We start from the raw sequence: 17,687 nt of genomic DNA on the forward strand, positions 1-17,687 counted from the left end.
GAGCTCATGCGGAAGCCCCTTCCTTCTCGGTGTAACGGCTGACGGGACGGGACAGTCCGAGGCGGGCTCGTAATGTGGTGGAGGACACAGCGGTACGGCCCAGCGCGGGAAGGTGCCGCAGGGTCGCGGGCACTGCCAGCGGACGCAGCACCACCCCGTCGGCGGCTGCCGAGCGGTGCACGGTGGCGAGCAGATCGCGCAGCGCGGCCGCGGTGCCGAGGTGCCGGACACCGGTCTCGGCGGGCGGGGCGGCCCACCCATCCAGTTCGGCCACCTCCGCGCTGGCCGCGTCGGCCGACTCGGCCAGGTGCACGTCGAGGTCGAGCAGCACCCGCACCGCGTCGGGGTCGCGACCGGCCGCTCGCAGCGCCGTGCGCAGCGCGGTGCGGTGGCTTCGCGCCGCGTCCAGACCGGCCGCGGTGATGCGGATCAGATCGGCCCTTCGCACGGCGACACCTGTGCTCGGGTCATCGTGCGCGCGCACCGCGACGATCGACTGCCCCTGTGGCGAGCGCGGCGTGATCGAGGGCCCCTTCACCGCGAAGTGGTCGCCGGTGAAGTCGATGTAGTGCAGCTTGTTCCGGTCGATGAAGCGGCCGGTGGGCACATCGCGGATCTCCGCGTCGTCCTCCCAGCTGTCCCACAGCCGGGTGACCACCTCGATCGCCTCGTCCGCCTCGTGCCACAGCGATGCCGCGTCCTGGGCCTGCTTGCGGCCGAAAGCCCTGGCCTGCTCCTCGCCTTCGGAGACGGTGACCTCCCAGCCCGCCCGGCCGAGCGTGGCGAAATCCAGGCTCTGGATGGCCTTGGCCAGATGGAACGGCTCGGTGTGCGTCACGGGGGCCTGCGGGAGCAGGCCGAGGCGCCGGGTGCGCGCGGCGACCCGCGCCGCGATCGCCACCGCGTCGAGCCTGCCCCGGGTGACACCGGGGCCGCCGGGCTGCAAGCCGAACGAGTCGGGCAGGAAAACCGCGTCGGCGCCGGCCTTTTCGATCGCGGTGACCGCGTCGACCCAGTACCCGCCGGTGAACAGCTCCTCGGCCCGCGAGTCCGGCCGACGCCAGGACGCCGGGTGCGCTCCGGTGCCCGCGAGTTCCACCGCGAGAAAGAAGTCGGATTCGGTCATCAGCAGGGTGCCTTCCAGTCGATGCACTGCCGCGCCGCGGGATGGGTTCCGGCGCAGCCGATGTCGGGGGCGAAGAAGTACGCGTGCTGCCACAGCGCGGTGGCGGCGGCGCGTTGCGGGGGCCGCAACCGCGTGTGCCACCAGCGTTTCACCGGTCCGGGCGGCGGCTGGGCGGGCTCCGGTCGACTGCGGCAGTGGGGCCGGTGCCCGGTGCGGACGAGTACCCGGCTGTGGCGGTAGGTCGGATCCGGCATCAGGCTTGTCCTTTCGCGAGCGCGGGAGTGGGGATGGCGGACAACAGTTCCCGGGTGTATTCGTGCTGCGGGTCGTCGAAAATCGCCGCGGTGGGGCCGGATTCGACGATTCGCCCGTGTCGCATCACCGCGACGTGGTCGCTGATCCGGCGGACCACCGCCAGATCGTGCGAGATGAACAGGTAGCTCAGCGCCAGTTCGGCCTGCAGCCGGTCCAGCAGCTCCAAGATCTGCGCCTGCACCGAGGCGTCCAGGGCGGAGACGGGTTCGTCGAGCACCAGTAGATCCGGATGCAGTGCGAGCGCGCGGGCGATCGCGACGCGCTGGCGTTGGCCGCCGGACAGTTCCGCGGGCCGGCGCCGGGCGAAACTCTCCGGCAGCGCCACCTGCCCGAGCAACTCGGTCACCCGCGCCTGCCGGGCCGCCCGGTCGCCGACGCCGTAGGCGCGCAACGGTTCTTCGATGATCGTGCCGACCCGCCACCGGGGATCCAGTGACGCGTACGGGTTCTGGTACACCACCTGGAAGCGCTGGCGGAGGGTGCGCAGCCGGGTGCCGCGCAGCCGGGTGAGTTCGTGGCCGTCGAAGGTGACCCGGCCGCTGTCGGGATCGGTGAGCCGCAGCGCGATTCGCGCGGTGGTCGACTTGCCCGAGCCGGATTCGCCCACCAGCGCCAGGGTTTCGCCGCGGCCGAGCTCGAACCCCACCCCGGCGACCGCGGTCACCGAGCCGCCGGCCTGCGCGCGAAAACGCTTGTGCACCTCGCGCAATGCGAGCAGCGGGGCGCCCTCGCGCGGCTTGGGCGGCCGGTACGCGCGCGGCGGGGCCAGGCTCGGTGCGGCGGCGAGCAGCCGTTTCGTGTACGGATGCCGGGGTGCGGCGAGCACCGTCGCGGTCGGCCCGCTCTCCACGATCTCGCCGCCGCTCAGCACCACGAGCCGATCCGCGCGTTCCGCGGCGACGGCGAGATCGTGCGTGATCAGCAGCACTGCGGTGCCCCGGGCGCTGATCTGCGCGGCCAGCTGATCGAGCACCCGGCGCGCCACCGTGGCGTCCAGCGCACTGGTCGGTTCGTCCGCGATCACCAGTTCCGGTTCGCAAGCCAGCGCGGACGCGATCAGCACCCGCTGACGTTGCCCGCCGGACAGTTCGTGCGGATACTGCACCTCGCGCAGCTCCGGGCGGTCCAACCCGGCGTCGGCCAGCAATTCGACCGCGCGGACCCGGGCCGAACGCCGGTCGGCCAGCCGATGCACCACGAGCGCCTCGGCCACCTGATCGCCGACCCGGCGCACCGGGTTCAGCGACAAACCGGGATCCTGTGGCACGAAACCGATCCGGGCGCCGCGCAGGCGGCGTAGCGCCTGCTCCGATCCGAGATCGACGAGCCGGCCGCCGAACGTCACCGTGCCGCCGCTGATCTCGGCATTGCTCCCGAGCAGCCCGATCACCGCCTGCGCGAGGGTGGACTTGCCCGAACCGGATTCGCCGACCAGGGCGACCACTTCGCCGCGCGCCACGCTCAGCGAGACACCGGCCAGCGCGGTCACCGGGCCGGTGTCCGTCCGGTACCGGACCCGGAGATTGCGCACCTGCAACAGCGGATCTGCTTCCCGCCCTGCGGGTTCGGCACACGACACAGCGCCCGGCCGGTCCTCGACGGTTGCCGTGCGGGGCGAAGAAGCGGTGGTCATGAGTTATTCGTTCCTTCCTGCCGCGCGCCCCAGGCGCTGCGCAGCGAGCACGACCGCGACGATGACCAGGCCGGGTAGCGTGGTCATCCACCACGCGGTGGCGAGATAGTTGCGGCCCTCCGAGATCAGCGAGCCCCATTCGGGGGTGGGCGGTTTCGCGCCGTAGCCGAGGAAGCTCAGCGCCGAGACCGCGAGCACCGCCATACCGAACTCGACCGCGGCCAGCGCGAGCACCGGCTGGTAGGAGTTGGGCAGCACGTGCCGCAGCAGCACGGTGTGCCAGCGGGCCCCGCCCGCCCGCGCGGCCTCGACGAACGCCGCCTGCCGCACCCGCAGCACTTCGGAGCGCAGCACCCTGGCGAAGTTGGCGACCAGCGAAACCCCCACCGCGATCGCCACATTGCGGGTACCGAAGCCGAGCGCGGTGACCAGCGCCAGCGAAAGCAGCAGCGCCGGAATCGACAGCAGGACATCGACAACGCGCATGACGACGGTGTCGACGAGGCCGCCGGCCGCACCGGACAGCAGGCCGAGGATCGACCCGGCGACCAGGGCGATACCCACCGCGGCCAGCGTCGCGGTGAGCGAGAGTCCGGCGCCGTGCACCATCCGCGTGTACAGGTCGCGGCCGAGATTGTCGGTGCCGAACCAGTGCTGGGCACTGGGGCTCTGGAATTTCTGCGCGGGCACGCCGGTCAGCGGATCGCCGCTCGCGAACACCGACGGGAACAACGCCCAGCCGACCGCGAGCAGCGCGACCACGCCGGACAGCAGCAGTACCGCGTTGTCGCGCAACCACTTCCAGCGCAGCGCCGGTCGGCGCAGCCGGGGGAGGGCGGCGCGGCGGCCCTCCTCGAGGACATCAACCATGGTTCGCGACCACCTCCGGGGTCTCGGTGGTGCGGCGCGGCGGTTCCGCCGGGGCGGCCGCGCGCCGGGAGCGGGCGGCGATCCGCGGGTCGAGCAGCGGATACAGCAGGTCCACCGCGAGGTTCACGGTGACGAACACCGTCGAGGTGAGCAGCACGATGCCCTGCACCACCGGGATGTCCTGTGCCAGCACGGCGGTCTGGGTGAGCCGTCCCACGCCCTGCCGGGCGAACACGGTCTCCACCACCACCGAGCCCGCGAGCATGTTGCCGACCAGCACACCCGCGATGGTGAAGGTGGGCACGCTGGCGGGGCGCAGCACGTGTTTGCGCTGCACCCACCAGCGCGAGCCGCCCTTGGCCAGTGCCACGTCGACGAACGGCTGCCGCCAGGTCGATTCGAGCCCGGCGGTGAGCACCTGGGCGATCACCGCGCCGATCGGCAGGCCGAGGGTGAGGGCGGGCAGGATGGTGCCCGCGATCCCGTGGCCGCCGAACGCCGGAACCCAGCGCAGCTGGAACGAGAACAGTTGCAACAGCAGCAATCCGGTCCAGAAGGTGGGCACCGATACGCCGAGTGACGGCAGCGCGCCGAGCGTGCTGCGCAGCCATGGCCGCCGGGTGTAACCGGCCACCAGAGCCAGCGCTACCCCGCCGACGGTCGCGAAAAGCAAGGCGAGCCCGGCCAGTTCGAGTGTCGCGGGCAACGCGTCACCGATCGCGCCGGTGACCGGCTGCCCGGTCACGATCGAATGGCCCAGATCGCCGCGCACCGCATGCCCGAGTGCGGTCCAATACTGTTCCCACAGCGGACGATCCAGCCCGTAACGGGCCTGCAACTCGGCGATGGCGGCCTTGTCCACCGGGGTGCCCGCACCGGCGCCGTCGGCCGCGATCGAGATCGGGTCGGCGGGCAGCAGATACAGCACCACGAACGAGATGGTGAACGCCGCCCACAGCACCCAGATCGCCTGCAGGACCCGCGAAGCCAGGTAGCGCGCCATCGCTACCGCCCGCTCAGCCAGGTGTCGAAGAACTGGAGCCGGGCCGAGGCCTCGAACTTCAGATCCTGGGTGGTGCTGCTCGCACCGATCGCCTGGGACAGCTCCACCGTCGGAATCAACAGGCCCGCGTCGAGCACCTGCTGCTGGGCGGTGCCGATGAGGGTGTTGCGCGTAGCGGTGTCCGCGGTGCTCAGTTGCCCGTTCAAAGCGTCGTCGAGCGCCGGAATGGCCTCGCGCGCATTCAGGTTACGGCCGTCCAGACCGAACGAAGTGCGCAGGATATCGCCGTCGGCGCGGGTGGTGTTGCCATAGCTGGCGTCGAAATCCTTGGTGCCCTGCCGCGCCGTGGTCTCGGCGATCGACACCAGGTCCAACTTCAGTTCCACGCCGATCTGGCGCAGCTGCTGCTGTACCAGCTCGATGATCGCTTGATTGCCCGCGAACACCTGACTGAACAGCACAGAGAAGGACAGGCGCGCACCGTCCTTGACACGGATGCCGTCGCCGCCGGGTACCCAGCCCGCCTGATTGAGCAGGGCCTTGGCCTTCGCCGGGTCGTAGGCGAGCCGCGCCGAGAAGTCCCGGTAGCCGGGTGTGCTGCTGGCCAGCACGCTGGTCGCGGGCTTGAACTGCGGCCCGAGCACGGTGTCCACCAACTGCTTACGGTCGATCGCGGGCAGCAGGGCTTGGCGCACCGCGGGATCACGCAGCGGACCGCGCGTCACGTTGGTCTGGAAGCCGAACGGCACACCGGGATTCGCGGTGCTCAGGATGCGGCCACCCGTCGCCTCGAGCTGCGGTGCGTCCTGCGGCAGCGCATCGCTGATCGCGTCCAGCTGTCCCGAGGCGAGACTGCCGGTGCGCACGCCGGATTCGGGCACCACCGTGAACTCGATCTTGTCCAGATAGGCTTCGCCGCGATGCGCGAAGACGGCCGAACCCCACTGGTAGCCGGTGCGCTTCGCCAGCGTCGCGGAGGCGTCCTGCCGGTAGTTCGTGTAGGTGAACGGCCCGCTGCCGATATTGTCGCCGAGGCAGCGTTGTTCGGCCGGCTTCGCCGTCGTGGCCGCGGCCAGGATGCCGAGCTGGGTGGTCGAGGACGCCTGCAGGAACTGCGCGTTCGGCTTGCTGAACTCGATTCGCGCGGTCAGTTCGTCCACGGCCGTGGTGCCCACGTAGTTGGTGAGATAGCTGCCTGCCAGCGGCGCCTTGGCAGACCCGAGCCGGAGCACCGAATCGAAGGTCTGCTTGACCGAATCCGCGGTGAGCGGGGTGCCGTCACTGAAAGTGACGCCGTCGGTCAGATGAAAGGTGAACACCTTCGCGTCGGGGCTCACCTCCCAGCTCTGTGCCAGCCACGGCTTCAGCTCGCCGGTCTTCGGGTCCTGATCGGTCAGCGAATCGACGATCTGCCTTGTCACGTACAGGGTTTGGTTGGTGCCCGCCTGCGCGGGGTCCGAGCAGGTCGGCGCCTGGGACAAGCCGTAGCGCAGGGTGCCGCCCGGCTGCGGCGGACCGGCGTCGCCGCCGGGTGCGGCCGCATCGGTGCCGCAGGCGGCCAGCGTGGTCGCCGCGGCCAATGCGCCTGCCAGCGCGACGAGTCGGGGGCGGGATCGGATCACGGGGTAACTCCAGAAGTATCGGCGCGGACAAGCACGTCACGCGGGTCGAAATCGGCGGTGCCGGTGGCCAAGGGGCGGCTGGGAATTCGACGGCGCAGCTCCGGCGCCACCTCGGTCTGGAACAGGGCGAGGCCGTCCAGGTAGTCGATCTCGGGGCGGCCGTCGCGTTCGGCGGACAGGTGGATCACCTCGTGCCCGAACTGCTCGTGCTGCCTGCCCACTTTGTCGATCACCTGTTCCGGACTGCCGACCAGAGCCGAACTGCGGGTGAGGAAGTCGTCGAGCGTCTCGAACACGATCGGCAGGCCGTGCTTGCGCGCCAACGCCAGTCGCGCCTCGAAGATCGGCCGGTAGGTGTCCCTGGCCTGCTGCGACGTGCGCGCCACATGGAATCCCGCGGTACCCGCACCGACCAGGGCCGCGGCCGGATCGTGCCCGTGGAACGCCCAGCGCTCCCGGTAATACCGGACCAGTTCGGCATACGGTTCGATCGAATAGGTGACGTTGGCCGAGAACAGCGGATCACCGTTGCGCGCGGCGAGTTCCACCGAATCCCGGCTCGTCGCGCTGCCGTGCCAGATCCGGACCCGCGGCTGCCACGGTCGCGGTAAGGCCTTGGCGTCCTTCAGTTCCGGCCGGAACCGGCCCGACCAGGTGACGCTGTCGCTGTCCCACAGCGCCCGGAACAATTCGTAGCCTTCACGATTGCGGTCCCACTGATCGTCGGTGGTGACGTGGAACAGCTCGGCTTGCGCGGCCCCGTTGCCCTTGCCGATGATCAGCTCCAGCCGCCCGCCGGACAGGTTGTCCAGCGTCGAGTAGTCCTCGAACGCGCGCACCGGATCGAGCAGGCTCAACGTGGTGACCGCGGTGAACAGCGTGATGCGCGAGGTGACCGCGGCGAGGTGGCTGAGGATCACCGGCGGTGCGGCCGAGAGGAACGGATCCTCGTGCCGCTCACCGACGGCGAACCCGTCGTAGCCGAGATCCTCGGCCAGCTTTGCCTGTTCGACGACGTTCAACAGGCGTTCCCTGGTGCCGGGCAGCCGTCCGGTCGTCGGGTCGGGAACGCGAGTGACCAGGGTGAACAAGAGGAACTTCATGCGATCACCGCTGTTTCGGCAGGCCGGGCGGATTGATCCGGGACTCGCTGACCTGCTCGGACTTCAGGCCCCACCGATCGATCACCTGCTGGTAGGTGCCGTGCTCGATGGCGTAGTTCAACGCGTGCTGGATCGCGGTGACCAGCCCGGTGTTCTTCTTGGTGAGTACCGCGATCTCGCCCTGCAGCACCTCACCCGCGCCGGAGAAGGTGGCCAGGATCTTGGTCTGGTTGGCCGTGCTGGAGTGATAGATCGCCGTCGGATTCGGTCCGATGTAGCCGTCCAGCCGTTGCGAGGCGAGCGCGAGGTAGTAGTCGCTGACCTGCTGGAAATACGCGATGTCGATGGGGGCCAGGCCTTCGGCGCGGTTCTGCTCGTTCCACTTCACCAGCAACTGCTCCTGGTTGGTGCCGGTGCCCACGCCGATCCGCTTGCCCGCCAAGCTCTTCCGGTCCTGGTAGTCGAGGGTGCTCTGCTTGGGCACCTCCAGCGCGACCGTGTCGTTGCGGTAGGTGGCGAAGTCGTACTTCTCCTTGCGCTCCTCGGTCACCGTGACGTTGGAGATGAACGCGTCCACCTCGCCGGAATCGATGCGCACGAAGTTCTGCGACCAATCCGCCACCTGCGCATCGAGTTTCAGCCCGAGGATATCGGCGATCAAGGAGGCGAAATCGACCTCCGAGCCGACGACGGTCTTGTCGTCGTCGGCATAGAACCGCAGCGGCGGCGCGGTGCCGGACGCGCCGGTCACCACCAGCGTGCCGCGGTCCCGGATCGCCTGCGGCACCTCGGCGGCGATGCTGTCCACCTTGTGCGCGCGGACGCGGCCGGTCTGGGCGGCCGAAAGATCGAACGAGATCGCACCGGCGGGCTGGGTCTGCGACTCCGCCTCGGGATCGGTGCAGCCGGTGGCCAGCAGCACGACGGCGGTCGCGGCGGCGGTGGCCAGAGCGGAAAGCTTCATCGGATACCTGTTCATCAGCGGACTCTGGAGAGGAACGCGCGGGTGCGCGGATGTTCGGGATGGTCGAGCACGGCCGCGGGCGGGCCCTGCTCCACCACGGCGCCCGCGTCGAGAAACACGACGGTGTCGGCGATCTCGCGCGCGAAGCCGATCTCGTGGGTGACGATCACCAGCGCGGTGCCGCCCTGCGCGAGATCGCGGATCACGTCGAGCACCTCGCCGACCAACTCCGGATCGAGCGCCGAGGTCGGCTCGTCGAACAGGATCACGCGGGGGCGCAACGCGAGTGCGCGCGCGATCGCCACCCGCTGCTGCTGACCGCCCGACAACGTGCGCGGGTAGGCGTCGGCCAGCGCGCCGATGCCGACCCGGTCCAGCAGCACCCGCGCCTCGGCCTCGACCTCCTTGCGGTCGCGGCGCTGCGCGGAAAGCGGTGCGAGCGTGACGTTGTCGAGCACCGTCAGATGCGGGAACAGATTGAACTGCTGGAAGACGAAACCGATGCGGGAGCGCTGCTTTCGCACTTCCCGATCGGGCAGGGCGTGCAAAGTGTTGCGGCGCAGGCGATAGCCGATCAACTCGCCGTCGATGTGCACGGTGCCCGCGTCCAGCGACTCCAGATGATTGATCACCCGCAGCAGCGTCGACTTGCCCGAACCGGACGGGCCGATCACCGTCACCACCTCGCCGGATCGGACGGTCAGGTCGATACCGCGCAACACCTCGTGCGCGCCGAAAGACTTACGGACGCCGCGGACCTCGACGGCGGTGGCGGCGGTCATCGAGTCGCTCCTCGGGGTGCGGCGGAACCGGATTCGGCGATCTCGCGCAGCTTGAGCCGGACGCGCTGCAGCGGCGACGGTGGCGGCGTGCGCTGCGCGCCCTTCGCGTAGTGCCGTTCGATGTAGAACTGCGCCACCGACAACACGGTGGTCAGCACGATGTACCAGGCGGTGGCGACCATGAGCAGCGGCACCACCCGGCCGTTGCGGCCGTAGATCACCTGCACCTGATAGAACAGTTCGGCGATCGCCATCACCGACACGATCGAGGTGCCCTTGAACAGGCTGATCACCTCGTTGGTCGCGTTCGGCAGGATAGACCGCATCGCCTGCGGGACCACGATTGTGCGGAACTGTCGCACCCGCGGAATACCCAACGCCGCAGCGGCTTCCAGTTGACCAGCGTCCACCGAGATGATGCCCGCCCGGATGATCTCGGCCGAATACGCGGCCTGATGCAGCGCGAGCCCGATCACCGCCGCGGTGAAACCGCTGATCACGCCGTTCACCTCGAACGTGAAGAACGCGGGGCCGAACGGGATCCCGACCGAGAGCGTGTGGTAGAGGTAGGCGATGTTGAACCAGAACAGCAGCTGCACGATCAGCGGAATCGAGCGGAACGCCCAGATGTAGCACCACGAGATCACCCGCAGCACCGGATTGTTCGACAGGCGCGCGATGGCCAGCGCGGTGCCGAGCAGGAAGCCGAGCGCGGTACCCCACGCGGTGAGCTCCAACGTCACCCGCAGCGCCGACAGCACCGATTTCGCGGTGATGTACTTCGCGAACGTCGGCCAATCCCAGCCGGGGTTGGTCACCAGGCCGTGCACGAACTGGGCGAGCAGGATCAACGCGATCGCGCTGATCACCCACCGCCACGGATGCCAGGGTTTGGCCACCGTCGGGGCGGCTGTCTGCGACAGGGATTCGTGTTCGGCGCGTGGTGCTTTCGCGTCCACGGTGGTTTCGCCGGTCAGAGCTTCGGGGGCGGTGGACGCACTCATGACGCCACCCCGCCGAGGTTCGGCGGCGTCTCGACGGCCATGGCAGCTGGTCGCTCGCTGCGCTCACTCATGGTCGGGGTCCTTCGGAAGAACGAACGTGACCGCGCCGCGTCGGGCGCCGGTCGCATCACCCGGCCAGCGACGGGTGCACACTCTGGCTGCGGGTCAGCCCCGACAGCTCTGGGCGGTCACCTTGCACTGATCGATATGCCGGCGACCCCACCGGGTACTGCGGACAGCAGAGCTGATCACTTCGGTTCCTCCATCGGTCCCGGCGGAAGCACCCGCACCCGGTGAACCGGGGGGTTGCTGCGACGTCGACGAGCCAGGTCTCTCGGTCGCTCTGGATGGTTGACGCCGATCCGGACATCGGGCGATGCCAGGGTCGAGCCGAATTATCATGCCCAGCACGCAAACCCCGACACAAGGAAACCGATCACCGTGAGCGTAGACCTTGCCGCCCCTGCCCACCCCCCGCTATAACCAATAGCCGAACATGCGCTGAGCGTGGCGGGGGCGCGGTGGAGCGGGCCGCGGGACGGGGAGTGCGCACGACACGCCAGAAGGTAGCGATGTCGTATTTCTCGTGGTGCCGACGTTTGCCGGAGTACCGTTCATCTCCCGGTCGTGTCGACGATGAGAAGAGGTCCCTGTGGCCGCAGCACACCGCCTCACCATGCTCACCGCGGCCGCGGCCTGTGCCCTGACCCTTGCCGCGACCGCCCCAGCCGCCGCCACCCCTGACCCCGCCGCGTCCCCTGCTGCCGCGCCGCAGGCTTCGGTTGCGCCTGTTCCGCCCGGGGGTCGGGCCGGTCAGTCCGGGACGACGGCGTCGGATCTGTTCGGGACTTATCAGGCTGCGGTGGATGGGTTGCGGGCGTTCGGGATGCAGCCGTTTCTGTATCCGACGGCGGCGGCGTTCTGCTCGGAAGGGACGACGCTGGGGTTGGCGCCGGCGGTGGCGGGGGCCGTGCCCGGGCCGTGGCCGAAGACGGCGATCACGTTGCCCGGGATCGACATGTCCGCCGTCAAGGCGGGGCAGACCATGTTCACCTTCATGCCGTATGGGCTCGGTCGCGACAGCGTGGACACCGGCGGGATGCGGGTCGCCTGGATGAACGTGACCACCGGGCGCGGGGGCATGGCGTCGATGGGTTCGCTTTCGGATGTCTTCCGCGCGATGGTGCCCCCGGAGGTTCCGCCCGCCCTACGCCCCCTCGCCGAACGCGCCGTCCAAGACTTCTTCGCCGCCGCACTCCCGGTCGGCGGCATCCGCGCGGTCCCGGTCGACACCGGCTCCGGCACCGTCCTGGCCGCTGTCTTCGGCACGGTCGAAAACGGCACCGACACCTGCCTCTTCCTCCCCACCGTAGGCATCACCGAAGTCCCCTGAACTCCCGCACCCCTTCTGCCTTCCCGCACCGGATCTGCCATGGCACAGCGGGTGCGGGAACGCAAAAGGGGTGCGGCAGATCAGAAAACGCTCCGTGGCCAACGTGACGAGTCGAGTTCGACGGTGTCGCTCCGCATCGGGGACTGCGCACCCATGGCCGAGCGCGCAGCATGGTGTCCAACCATGGCGCGGCCTTGTGGGGCTCAGTGCGGTGCGCTGAGTTTCCGCACTGTTCTGCGTTCTCGCACCCGGCAGGTCAGCGAGTAACCGCCCAACTCGACACGCCGTACGACACAAAGGGTGCGGGGATCAGGTGGGGAGGGGGCGGCCCTTCCACTCGAGGCGGCCGCGGCGGTGGGTGTGGTGGGAGCGAACCCAGAGGCGGAGGTAGGTGGCGACGGCGAGGGGGTGGGTCGCGGCCGCAGCGAGGTCGGTGGGGGTGGGGGGTGCGCCGCGCTCGAGGGATCGGGCGAGGAGGCGGGTGGTTATGGCGGCGGCGTAACCGAGCAGGCCGGTGCGGCGGGTGCGGGCGCGGAGGGCGGCCAGGGGTGGGACCCAAAAGGCCAGGGCGGCAAGGGTTCCGATAAGAGAGCCGCCGGTTACCGTGCCGCCGTAGGCGGACCACAGCCAGCGGATGTACCCGGCTTCGAGTTCGGTTGCGTCCCGGTACATTCGGGTGGCGGCCAGGGGACCCGCCGCGACGAGGGCGGTGGAGTGACCGGCGCGGCGCAGGGTGCGGGCGAGGTCGAGATCCTCGGTGGGGCTCGCGGCTACCGCGCCGTGCCCGCCGACGGCGCGGTAGGCGGCGGTGTCGAAGACGAGGAACTGTCCGCAGGCCACCGCGGTGGACGGGCGCAGGCTCCGATTCGCGACGGTGATCGGCAGCGACGCGGCCCACGACCAGCACAGCAGCGGCTGCACCAGCGCTTCGGCGAAGGATTCGGCCCGCTGGAACGGCCACGGCGACAGCAGCGCGACGCGGCGACGGCGGAGTTCGGTGACCGCCGCCGCGATGGTGTCAGGCGCGAGCCGCACATCCGCGTCGAGGAACACCAGCACCGGTGTCCGCACGTCCTGGGCCAGCCGCGCGCACGCCGCCGCTTTGCCGGTCCACCCGTCCGCTGGCTCGGTGTCATTGCGCAGCACCGTGATTCGCGGATCGCCCGCCGCCGCCTCGAACGCCACGCCGTAGGTGTCGTCGGTCGACGCATCGTCGAGCACCGATACCCGCAGTCGCGCGACCCCACGCTGCGCCCGCAGGTCCGCGAGCAACCCCGGCAGCCGCGTCGCCTCGTCGCGCGCCGGAACACACACGGTCACCGGCTCGATCACACTGTCCGCCTGAGCAGTCAACCGCCGCACAGTAACCCAGTTGTACGCCGCAATCCCGGCACCGACCAGGGCCACCCCACTCCCCACCGAAGTCAGCAACGCCCCCACGTCGGCCATACGTCCCGTCAACCGCCGCAAGCCAACCCAACCTTCCGCAGCATCGACTGCCCCGCACCCGTTCTCGCCGAATCCAGCGATTCCACCGTATCGGCGCCCGGTTCCAGCGAGTGCCGCGCGGCACTCCGGCCTTCTCCGGCGACTCCGGTAGGGACACCCGCCGCAGTGGTCTCCGCCGGTGACAGTGAAATCCGCAGGTCGGCCGCCTGTGCTGCTATTCGTCGCAGGGTGATCCGGCTGCCTACGGCCACTCCGGCAGCCGCCACACCGCACCTCGCTGCCGCCGGCGATATCGCCATGCCGGCCGCGTGTGTCGGTAACCGGAGCAAGGTGATCCGGCTGTCACCGAGCAACCCTGTGCCGGCGAACCCTTCCAGGCCTACCAGCGGTTCTGTTTGACGGTGCGCCACCAGCGGCTCCAGGAGAATCCGGTCGGGGCGCCGGGGGCCGCGGGGTTGCGGTCCATGTAGGCCATGGCGGCGATGATCGCGGCTACCGCGAGGGTGATGCCGCCGACGATGCCTGCCCAGCCCGCGAAGGAGCGGGTGTTGGGGTCGGCGTAGCTGACTTCGGCGCGCAGGGTGGAGACGTCGCCGGGCGGCAGTTTCCAGGACACGATGTTGTCGCCTTCGCGGTTGCCGTTGGTCTTGGCGACCCGGGCCGGGAACGCGACGGTGAACTGGACGTCGGAGCCGTGCGGCGGCACGGATTTCAGGTCGACCCGGCCGCTGAGGCTGACCAGGTCGCCGGTGCGCTGGAACTGCAACTGGAACATGCCCTGGGTCTGTTCGGACAGCTGGCCCAGTTGGGCGACTTCGCCGAAGGACATGTCTTCGAAGAACACCTGACTGCCCAGGTAGCCGTCCTGGCTGTAGGGCTCCACGCGCACCTTCGCGGCGAGCGAATCGGGGGCCTTCAACTGCGGGCCCTTGTCCTTGGGGTCGGTCGGCACGACCGCGGCGACGATCCGTCCGGAGACCCGATCGTTGGACGAGACACCCATCGAGACCTGCACGCGCAGGCAGCCCGCGAGGACCGGAACCAGCAATGCCGTGAGCAAGACGGCCGCGGCGATACGCCTGGCGAGGCGGGGCGTCCGCGGCGACGGTAGGACCGGGGCATCGGGGATCGTGGTGACGGGACTCGGCTGCACGCAGACATCGTGCCAGGCCGTTCGTCCAGATGCCCACGCGACGGGCGGAACGAGGTTCATCGGGCTGTGCGGCCGGCGCGCAGGCCTCGTTTTTCGTGCGGCCGACGGTATCGCAGGAGCAGCGGAACACCGAGCAGACCGAGCCCGATTCCGCCGTAGCAGGCGGAGTAGGGCAGTCCGAGGAACACCGCGTGCGCGAGCGCGGATCCGAGCCATGTCCACAGGAACACCGCGACGGGCACCAGCACGTCGGTCTCGGGGTCCGATCCGGGGTCTGTCCTGTCGAGCCCTGCTGACAATGTGTCGAGCCCCGCATACGCCGCCGTGCGGCGGTCCCAGACGGTGAGCAGCGCGCCCATCACCAGCGCCACGCCGAACCATCCGAGGTAGTTGGTGTAGGGGATGTGCGCGAGTCCGGGCAGTCCCGCGTCGGTGGCGCACCAGGTCCACTGTCCGTCGGCGACCATCTGCGGATCGAGGAACAGATCCCAGCCGACCGCGCCGATCGCGGTGAGCCCGATCCGCCGCGCCGGGCCGCGCGCCAGCAGCCCGGCCACCACCCACACCGGGTAGAGCCCACCGGTCCAGGCCAGCGCGACCACCAGCGGCACCCCGCTCAGCGCGGGCCCGAGCCGGTCCGTCGCGTAGGCGTAACACCCGAACGGCAAACCCGTTGCCGTGCCGACGATCTCGGCGAGCAGCCCGAGCCCCGACACGATCACCGCGAACCCGAGCGCGAACCGGAGCCCCCGGGTCGCCGTCGCGTGCACCAGTGCTGTACCCGCCGAAAGCAGAACGACAACCACGGTGACCCGATCGCGGCCGGTACCCGAGGTCAGCGGATAACTGATCTGCGCGAGCACCAGCAGGACAGCGCACGCGGCGGGCACGAGGAACCGTGCCGTGCGCCGGACTGCGGTGCCGAGTGCCTCGGTCTGTGCTGCCGAGGTTGCGCCGGGATCCGGTGTCACCGCGACGGGTGGGACGACCGGAGCCTTTGCCTGCTGCCCCGTCATCGCCTCGGCCGGCCCGTTCATCGCCTGCGCGGCAACGCGAATCGGCTGCGCCGCTGATCGCGCAGCAGCAAAGCGGCCGCGCTGCGACCACTCGCCCCCGAGACCCCGCCGCCCGGGTGGGTGGACGCGCCGGTGAGATACAGGCCGGGCGCACCGGGTACCCGCTGCCCGGACAGCTCCGGCAGCGGCCGCCACAGCATCATCTGGTCCAGCGACATCTCCACGTGCATCACATTGCCGCCGAGCAGACCCATCTCCCGCTCCAGATCGACCGGCGTCTGCACGTGGCGACGCAGCACCGAGCCGGTGAAACCCGGTGCGTAGGAGTCGACTTCGGCGATGATCCGATCCGCTTCGCGTTCCGCGTGCGCGGCCCACGCGCTGCCGTCGGCCAGCCGGTAGGGATGCCACTGCGCCCACAGCGAGAGCTGATGTTCGCCGGGCGGCGCGATGCTCGGGTCCAGCGCGCTGAAGCTCATCGCCAGCACCACCGGGCGGGGCGGCAGGTCACCGGCGGTGGCCGCGCCGTGCGCGAGCCGCAGCTGCCTGCGATCGGAGACGAGAAATTGCAGGCCCCGGGCTGATTCGCCGGGGGAACTGCCGGGGTAGTGCGGCAACCCGCTGGTGGCTGCCCGCACCACCATGCCGATGCCGGGGCCGACCCGGATGCGCCGCCGCCAATCCTCGAGCACCGCCGCGTCGAACCCGCCGTCGCCCAACAGGTCCAGCGTGGTCAGCACGTGGGTGCCCGCGATCACCTTGTCGGCGTGCAGGTCTCGGCCCGCGGCGGTGCGCACCCGCCAGCCGGTGCCGGTGCGGCGCAGGCTGGTCACCGCGTCGCCTGCCGTCACCACGCCGCCGTCCGAACGCAGCCGTGCGACCAGCGCCGCGGCCAGGGCACCACTGCCGCCGACTGCGCGCCCCGGCGGCAGCGTGTGCATCAGCGCGGCGAATCCGACCATCGGCGCGGTGCCGGGTTCCGACATCGGCGGCCCGGACTGCGCGCCGAACCAGGCCAGCGACGCCTTGAGCCGTTCGTCCTGGAAGTAGCTGTCCAGCAGGGCATCACCGGACTGCAGGAATTCGCGGGAGAGCGCGCTGCCGCCGTTCTTCGCGTCCAGCCCCCAGAACGAGCGCACCAGCCGGCCCGGTGTCGGCCCGCCGCCGAACGCGCGCATCACCCGGGCGCTGCGCGGACCCCAGACCTCGACGAACCGCCGGTACGCCGCGGCCTCACGGTCGCCGCAGGCCGCGGCGATGGACGCGCAGGTGGCGTCGAGATCACGGTGGAAGACCAAGGGCGCGCGGTCGCCGGTCGCCGGGGTGAAACCCCATGGGTCACAGTCGATGTAGCGCAGCCCGAAGTCGGCCAGCTCGAGTTCTTCGATGATCCCGGTGTGCCGGATCATGATGTGCGCGGAGGATCCCCGATCGATCAGATGGCCCGGGAACCGTTCGACCGTCGACACCGCGCCGCCGAGCACGTCGTCGCGTTCGAGTACCTCGACCGCGTGTCCGGCGCGCGCCAGGTAGCAGGCGGCGACCAGCGCGTTGTGGCCGGAACCTACGACGATGACCGTCACGTGACCCTCACGGCTGCTCGGTCGTCCCGTAGAGCGGCAACCGCCGGCCGAGGATGGCGAAGGGCCGGTTGTCGCCCGCGAACACGAAATTCCGTACCACGTCGCCGAATCCCTGGCGCCGGTACAGCCGCCAGGCCCGGTTGTCCTCCCGGTCCACCTCGGGTGTGGACAGCAGCACCGCCTGTTCGGTGCGGTCGCGCAGCAGCCGTTCGAGCAGCGTGGCGCCGATACCGCGACCCTGTGCGGTGGGGTGCACGTGCAGTTCGGTCAGTTCGAAGTAGTCCGAAAGGAGTTCGCGCGCAGAGTGTTCCGGCCAGCCGGAGCGCCGCATCCCGCTGTGCACCTGCTGGTGCCACCACTGGTGCGCCGCGCCGCGGTAGCCGTAGGCGATCGCCACGATGGGCGCCGAGCGTAGGTCGACCTCGCCCGAATCCTCGGGGACCACCGCGGCGACCGCCTGCCACCCGGCCCGGGTGGTGTGCTCGGTCCACATGGGCGCGCGATGGTGTTCGGTGCCGCGCGGATAGTCCATCGCCGCGACGTACACCGCCAGCGCATCGTGCAGCCGGGAGCGCAGGGTCGCGACGGAGAGGTCGACGACGACGGGTGCGGGAGTGTGATTGGGCTTGACGGCGGTCATAACTCTCGTCGGTCCACAGCGCAGGCGCGGA

16 protein-coding genes and 1 riboswitch are annotated in these 17,687 nt (G+C 70.1%); of the genes, 1 reads left to right on the forward strand and 15 read right to left on the reverse strand.

Translation table 11 applies throughout. The annotated features are described in order from the left end of the window. Positions 1 to 4: 4 nt before the first annotated feature. Genes O3I_RS11765 through O3I_RS11810 form a run of 10 tightly spaced genes read right to left on the reverse strand, consistent with a single transcriptional unit; the run spans position 5 to position 10,422 of the window. Entirely contained in the window at positions 5 to 1,126 is a 1,122-nt protein-coding gene (locus tag O3I_RS11765; RefSeq protein WP_014983134.1) for an LLM class flavin-dependent oxidoreductase, read from the reverse strand. After that, on the reverse strand, positions 1,126 to 1,380 hold the full coding sequence (locus O3I_RS11770; RefSeq protein WP_014983135.1) for a hypothetical protein: 255 nt from the start codon (positions 1,378 to 1,380) through the stop codon (positions 1,126 to 1,128). The genes O3I_RS11765 and O3I_RS11770 overlap by 1 nt, the downstream gene beginning before the upstream one ends. Beyond that, the gene (locus tag O3I_RS11775; RefSeq protein ID WP_014983136.1) at positions 1,380 to 3,074 is read right to left on the reverse strand and encodes a dipeptide ABC transporter ATP-binding protein; all 1,695 of its coding nucleotides are present in this window, start codon (positions 3,072 to 3,074) and stop codon (positions 1,380 to 1,382) included. The genes O3I_RS11770 and O3I_RS11775 overlap by 1 nt, the downstream gene beginning before the upstream one ends. A 3-nt stretch (positions 3,075 to 3,077) precedes the next feature. Beyond that, positions 3,078 to 3,944, reverse strand: a complete 867-nt coding sequence (locus tag O3I_RS11780) for an ABC transporter permease (protein ID WP_014983137.1) — start codon at positions 3,942 to 3,944, stop codon at positions 3,078 to 3,080. Then, positions 3,937 to 4,947 carry an ABC transporter permease gene (locus O3I_RS11785; protein WP_014983138.1) on the reverse strand — a complete coding sequence of 337 codons (1,011 nt, stop codon included), beginning with the start codon at positions 4,945 to 4,947 and terminating at the stop codon, positions 3,937 to 3,939. The genes O3I_RS11780 and O3I_RS11785 overlap by 8 nt, the downstream gene beginning before the upstream one ends. 2 nt (positions 4,948 to 4,949) lie before the next feature. Continuing rightward, positions 4,950 to 6,569, reverse strand: coding sequence for an ABC transporter substrate-binding protein (locus O3I_RS11790; protein ID WP_014983139.1), 1,620 nt, complete (start codon positions 6,567 to 6,569; stop codon positions 4,950 to 4,952). Further along, on the reverse strand, positions 6,566 to 7,672 hold the full coding sequence (locus O3I_RS11795; protein ID WP_014983140.1) for an LLM class flavin-dependent oxidoreductase: 1,107 nt from the start codon (positions 7,670 to 7,672) through the stop codon (positions 6,566 to 6,568). Before O3I_RS11795 ends, O3I_RS11790 begins: the two co-directional genes overlap by 4 nt. A gap of 4 nt (positions 7,673 to 7,676) precedes the next feature. Continuing rightward, the gene (locus tag O3I_RS11800; RefSeq protein ID WP_014983141.1) at positions 7,677 to 8,651 is read right to left on the reverse strand and encodes an ABC transporter substrate-binding protein; all 975 of its coding nucleotides are present in this window, start codon (positions 8,649 to 8,651) and stop codon (positions 7,677 to 7,679) included. Beyond that, positions 8,651 to 9,418, reverse strand: a complete 768-nt coding sequence (locus O3I_RS11805; RefSeq protein ID WP_014983142.1) for an amino acid ABC transporter ATP-binding protein — start codon at positions 9,416 to 9,418, stop codon at positions 8,651 to 8,653. The genes O3I_RS11800 and O3I_RS11805 overlap by 1 nt, the downstream gene beginning before the upstream one ends. After that, on the reverse strand, positions 9,415 to 10,422 hold the full coding sequence (locus O3I_RS11810; RefSeq protein ID WP_014983143.1) for an amino acid ABC transporter permease: 1,008 nt from the start codon (positions 10,420 to 10,422) through the stop codon (positions 9,415 to 9,417). Before O3I_RS11810 ends, O3I_RS11805 begins: the two co-directional genes overlap by 4 nt. A 259-nt stretch (positions 10,423 to 10,681) precedes the next feature. Further along, a riboswitch (SAM riboswitch) is annotated at positions 10,682 to 10,776 on the reverse strand. A 298-nt stretch (positions 10,777 to 11,074) separates the two neighbouring features. On the opposite strand from O3I_RS11810, the gene O3I_RS11815 reads away from it, so the two are divergent. After that, positions 11,075 to 11,815 carry a hypothetical protein gene (locus O3I_RS11815; protein ID WP_014983144.1) on the forward strand — a complete coding sequence of 247 codons (741 nt, stop codon included), beginning with the start codon at positions 11,075 to 11,077 and terminating at the stop codon, positions 11,813 to 11,815. A gap of 309 nt (positions 11,816 to 12,124) precedes the next feature. Here the strand turns inward: O3I_RS11815 and O3I_RS11820 are convergent, their stop codons facing one another. The 5 genes from O3I_RS11820 to O3I_RS11840 form a co-directional block, all read right to left on the reverse strand. Then, positions 12,125 to 13,264, reverse strand: a complete 1,140-nt coding sequence (locus tag O3I_RS11820) for a glycosyltransferase (protein ID WP_014983145.1) — start codon at positions 13,262 to 13,264, stop codon at positions 12,125 to 12,127. 379 nt (positions 13,265 to 13,643) lie between these two features. After that, on the reverse strand, positions 13,644 to 14,417 hold the full coding sequence (locus O3I_RS11825) for an LppM family (lipo)protein (RefSeq protein WP_014983146.1): 774 nt from the start codon (positions 14,415 to 14,417) through the stop codon (positions 13,644 to 13,646). A 56-nt stretch (positions 14,418 to 14,473) separates the two neighbouring features. After that, the gene (locus O3I_RS11830) at positions 14,474 to 15,454 is read right to left on the reverse strand and encodes a carotenoid biosynthesis protein (RefSeq protein ID WP_014983147.1); all 981 of its coding nucleotides are present in this window, start codon (positions 15,452 to 15,454) and stop codon (positions 14,474 to 14,476) included. Beyond that, positions 15,451 to 17,016: a phytoene desaturase family protein gene (locus O3I_RS11835; RefSeq protein ID WP_014983148.1), complete on the reverse strand. Its 1,566-nt coding sequence runs from the start codon at positions 17,014 to 17,016 to the stop codon at positions 15,451 to 15,453. Before O3I_RS11835 ends, O3I_RS11830 begins: the two co-directional genes overlap by 4 nt. Positions 17,017 to 17,023: 7 nt before the next feature. After that, a complete protein-coding gene (locus tag O3I_RS11840) occupies positions 17,024 to 17,656 on the reverse strand; it encodes a GNAT family N-acetyltransferase (RefSeq protein WP_014983149.1) in 633 nt (210 codons plus the stop codon). Positions 17,657 to 17,687: the final 31 nt, after the last annotated feature.

The organism is Nocardia brasiliensis ATCC 700358 (assembly GCF_000250675.2).
Classification (GTDB): Bacteria; Actinomycetota; Actinomycetes; order Mycobacteriales; family Mycobacteriaceae; genus Nocardia; species Nocardia brasiliensis_B.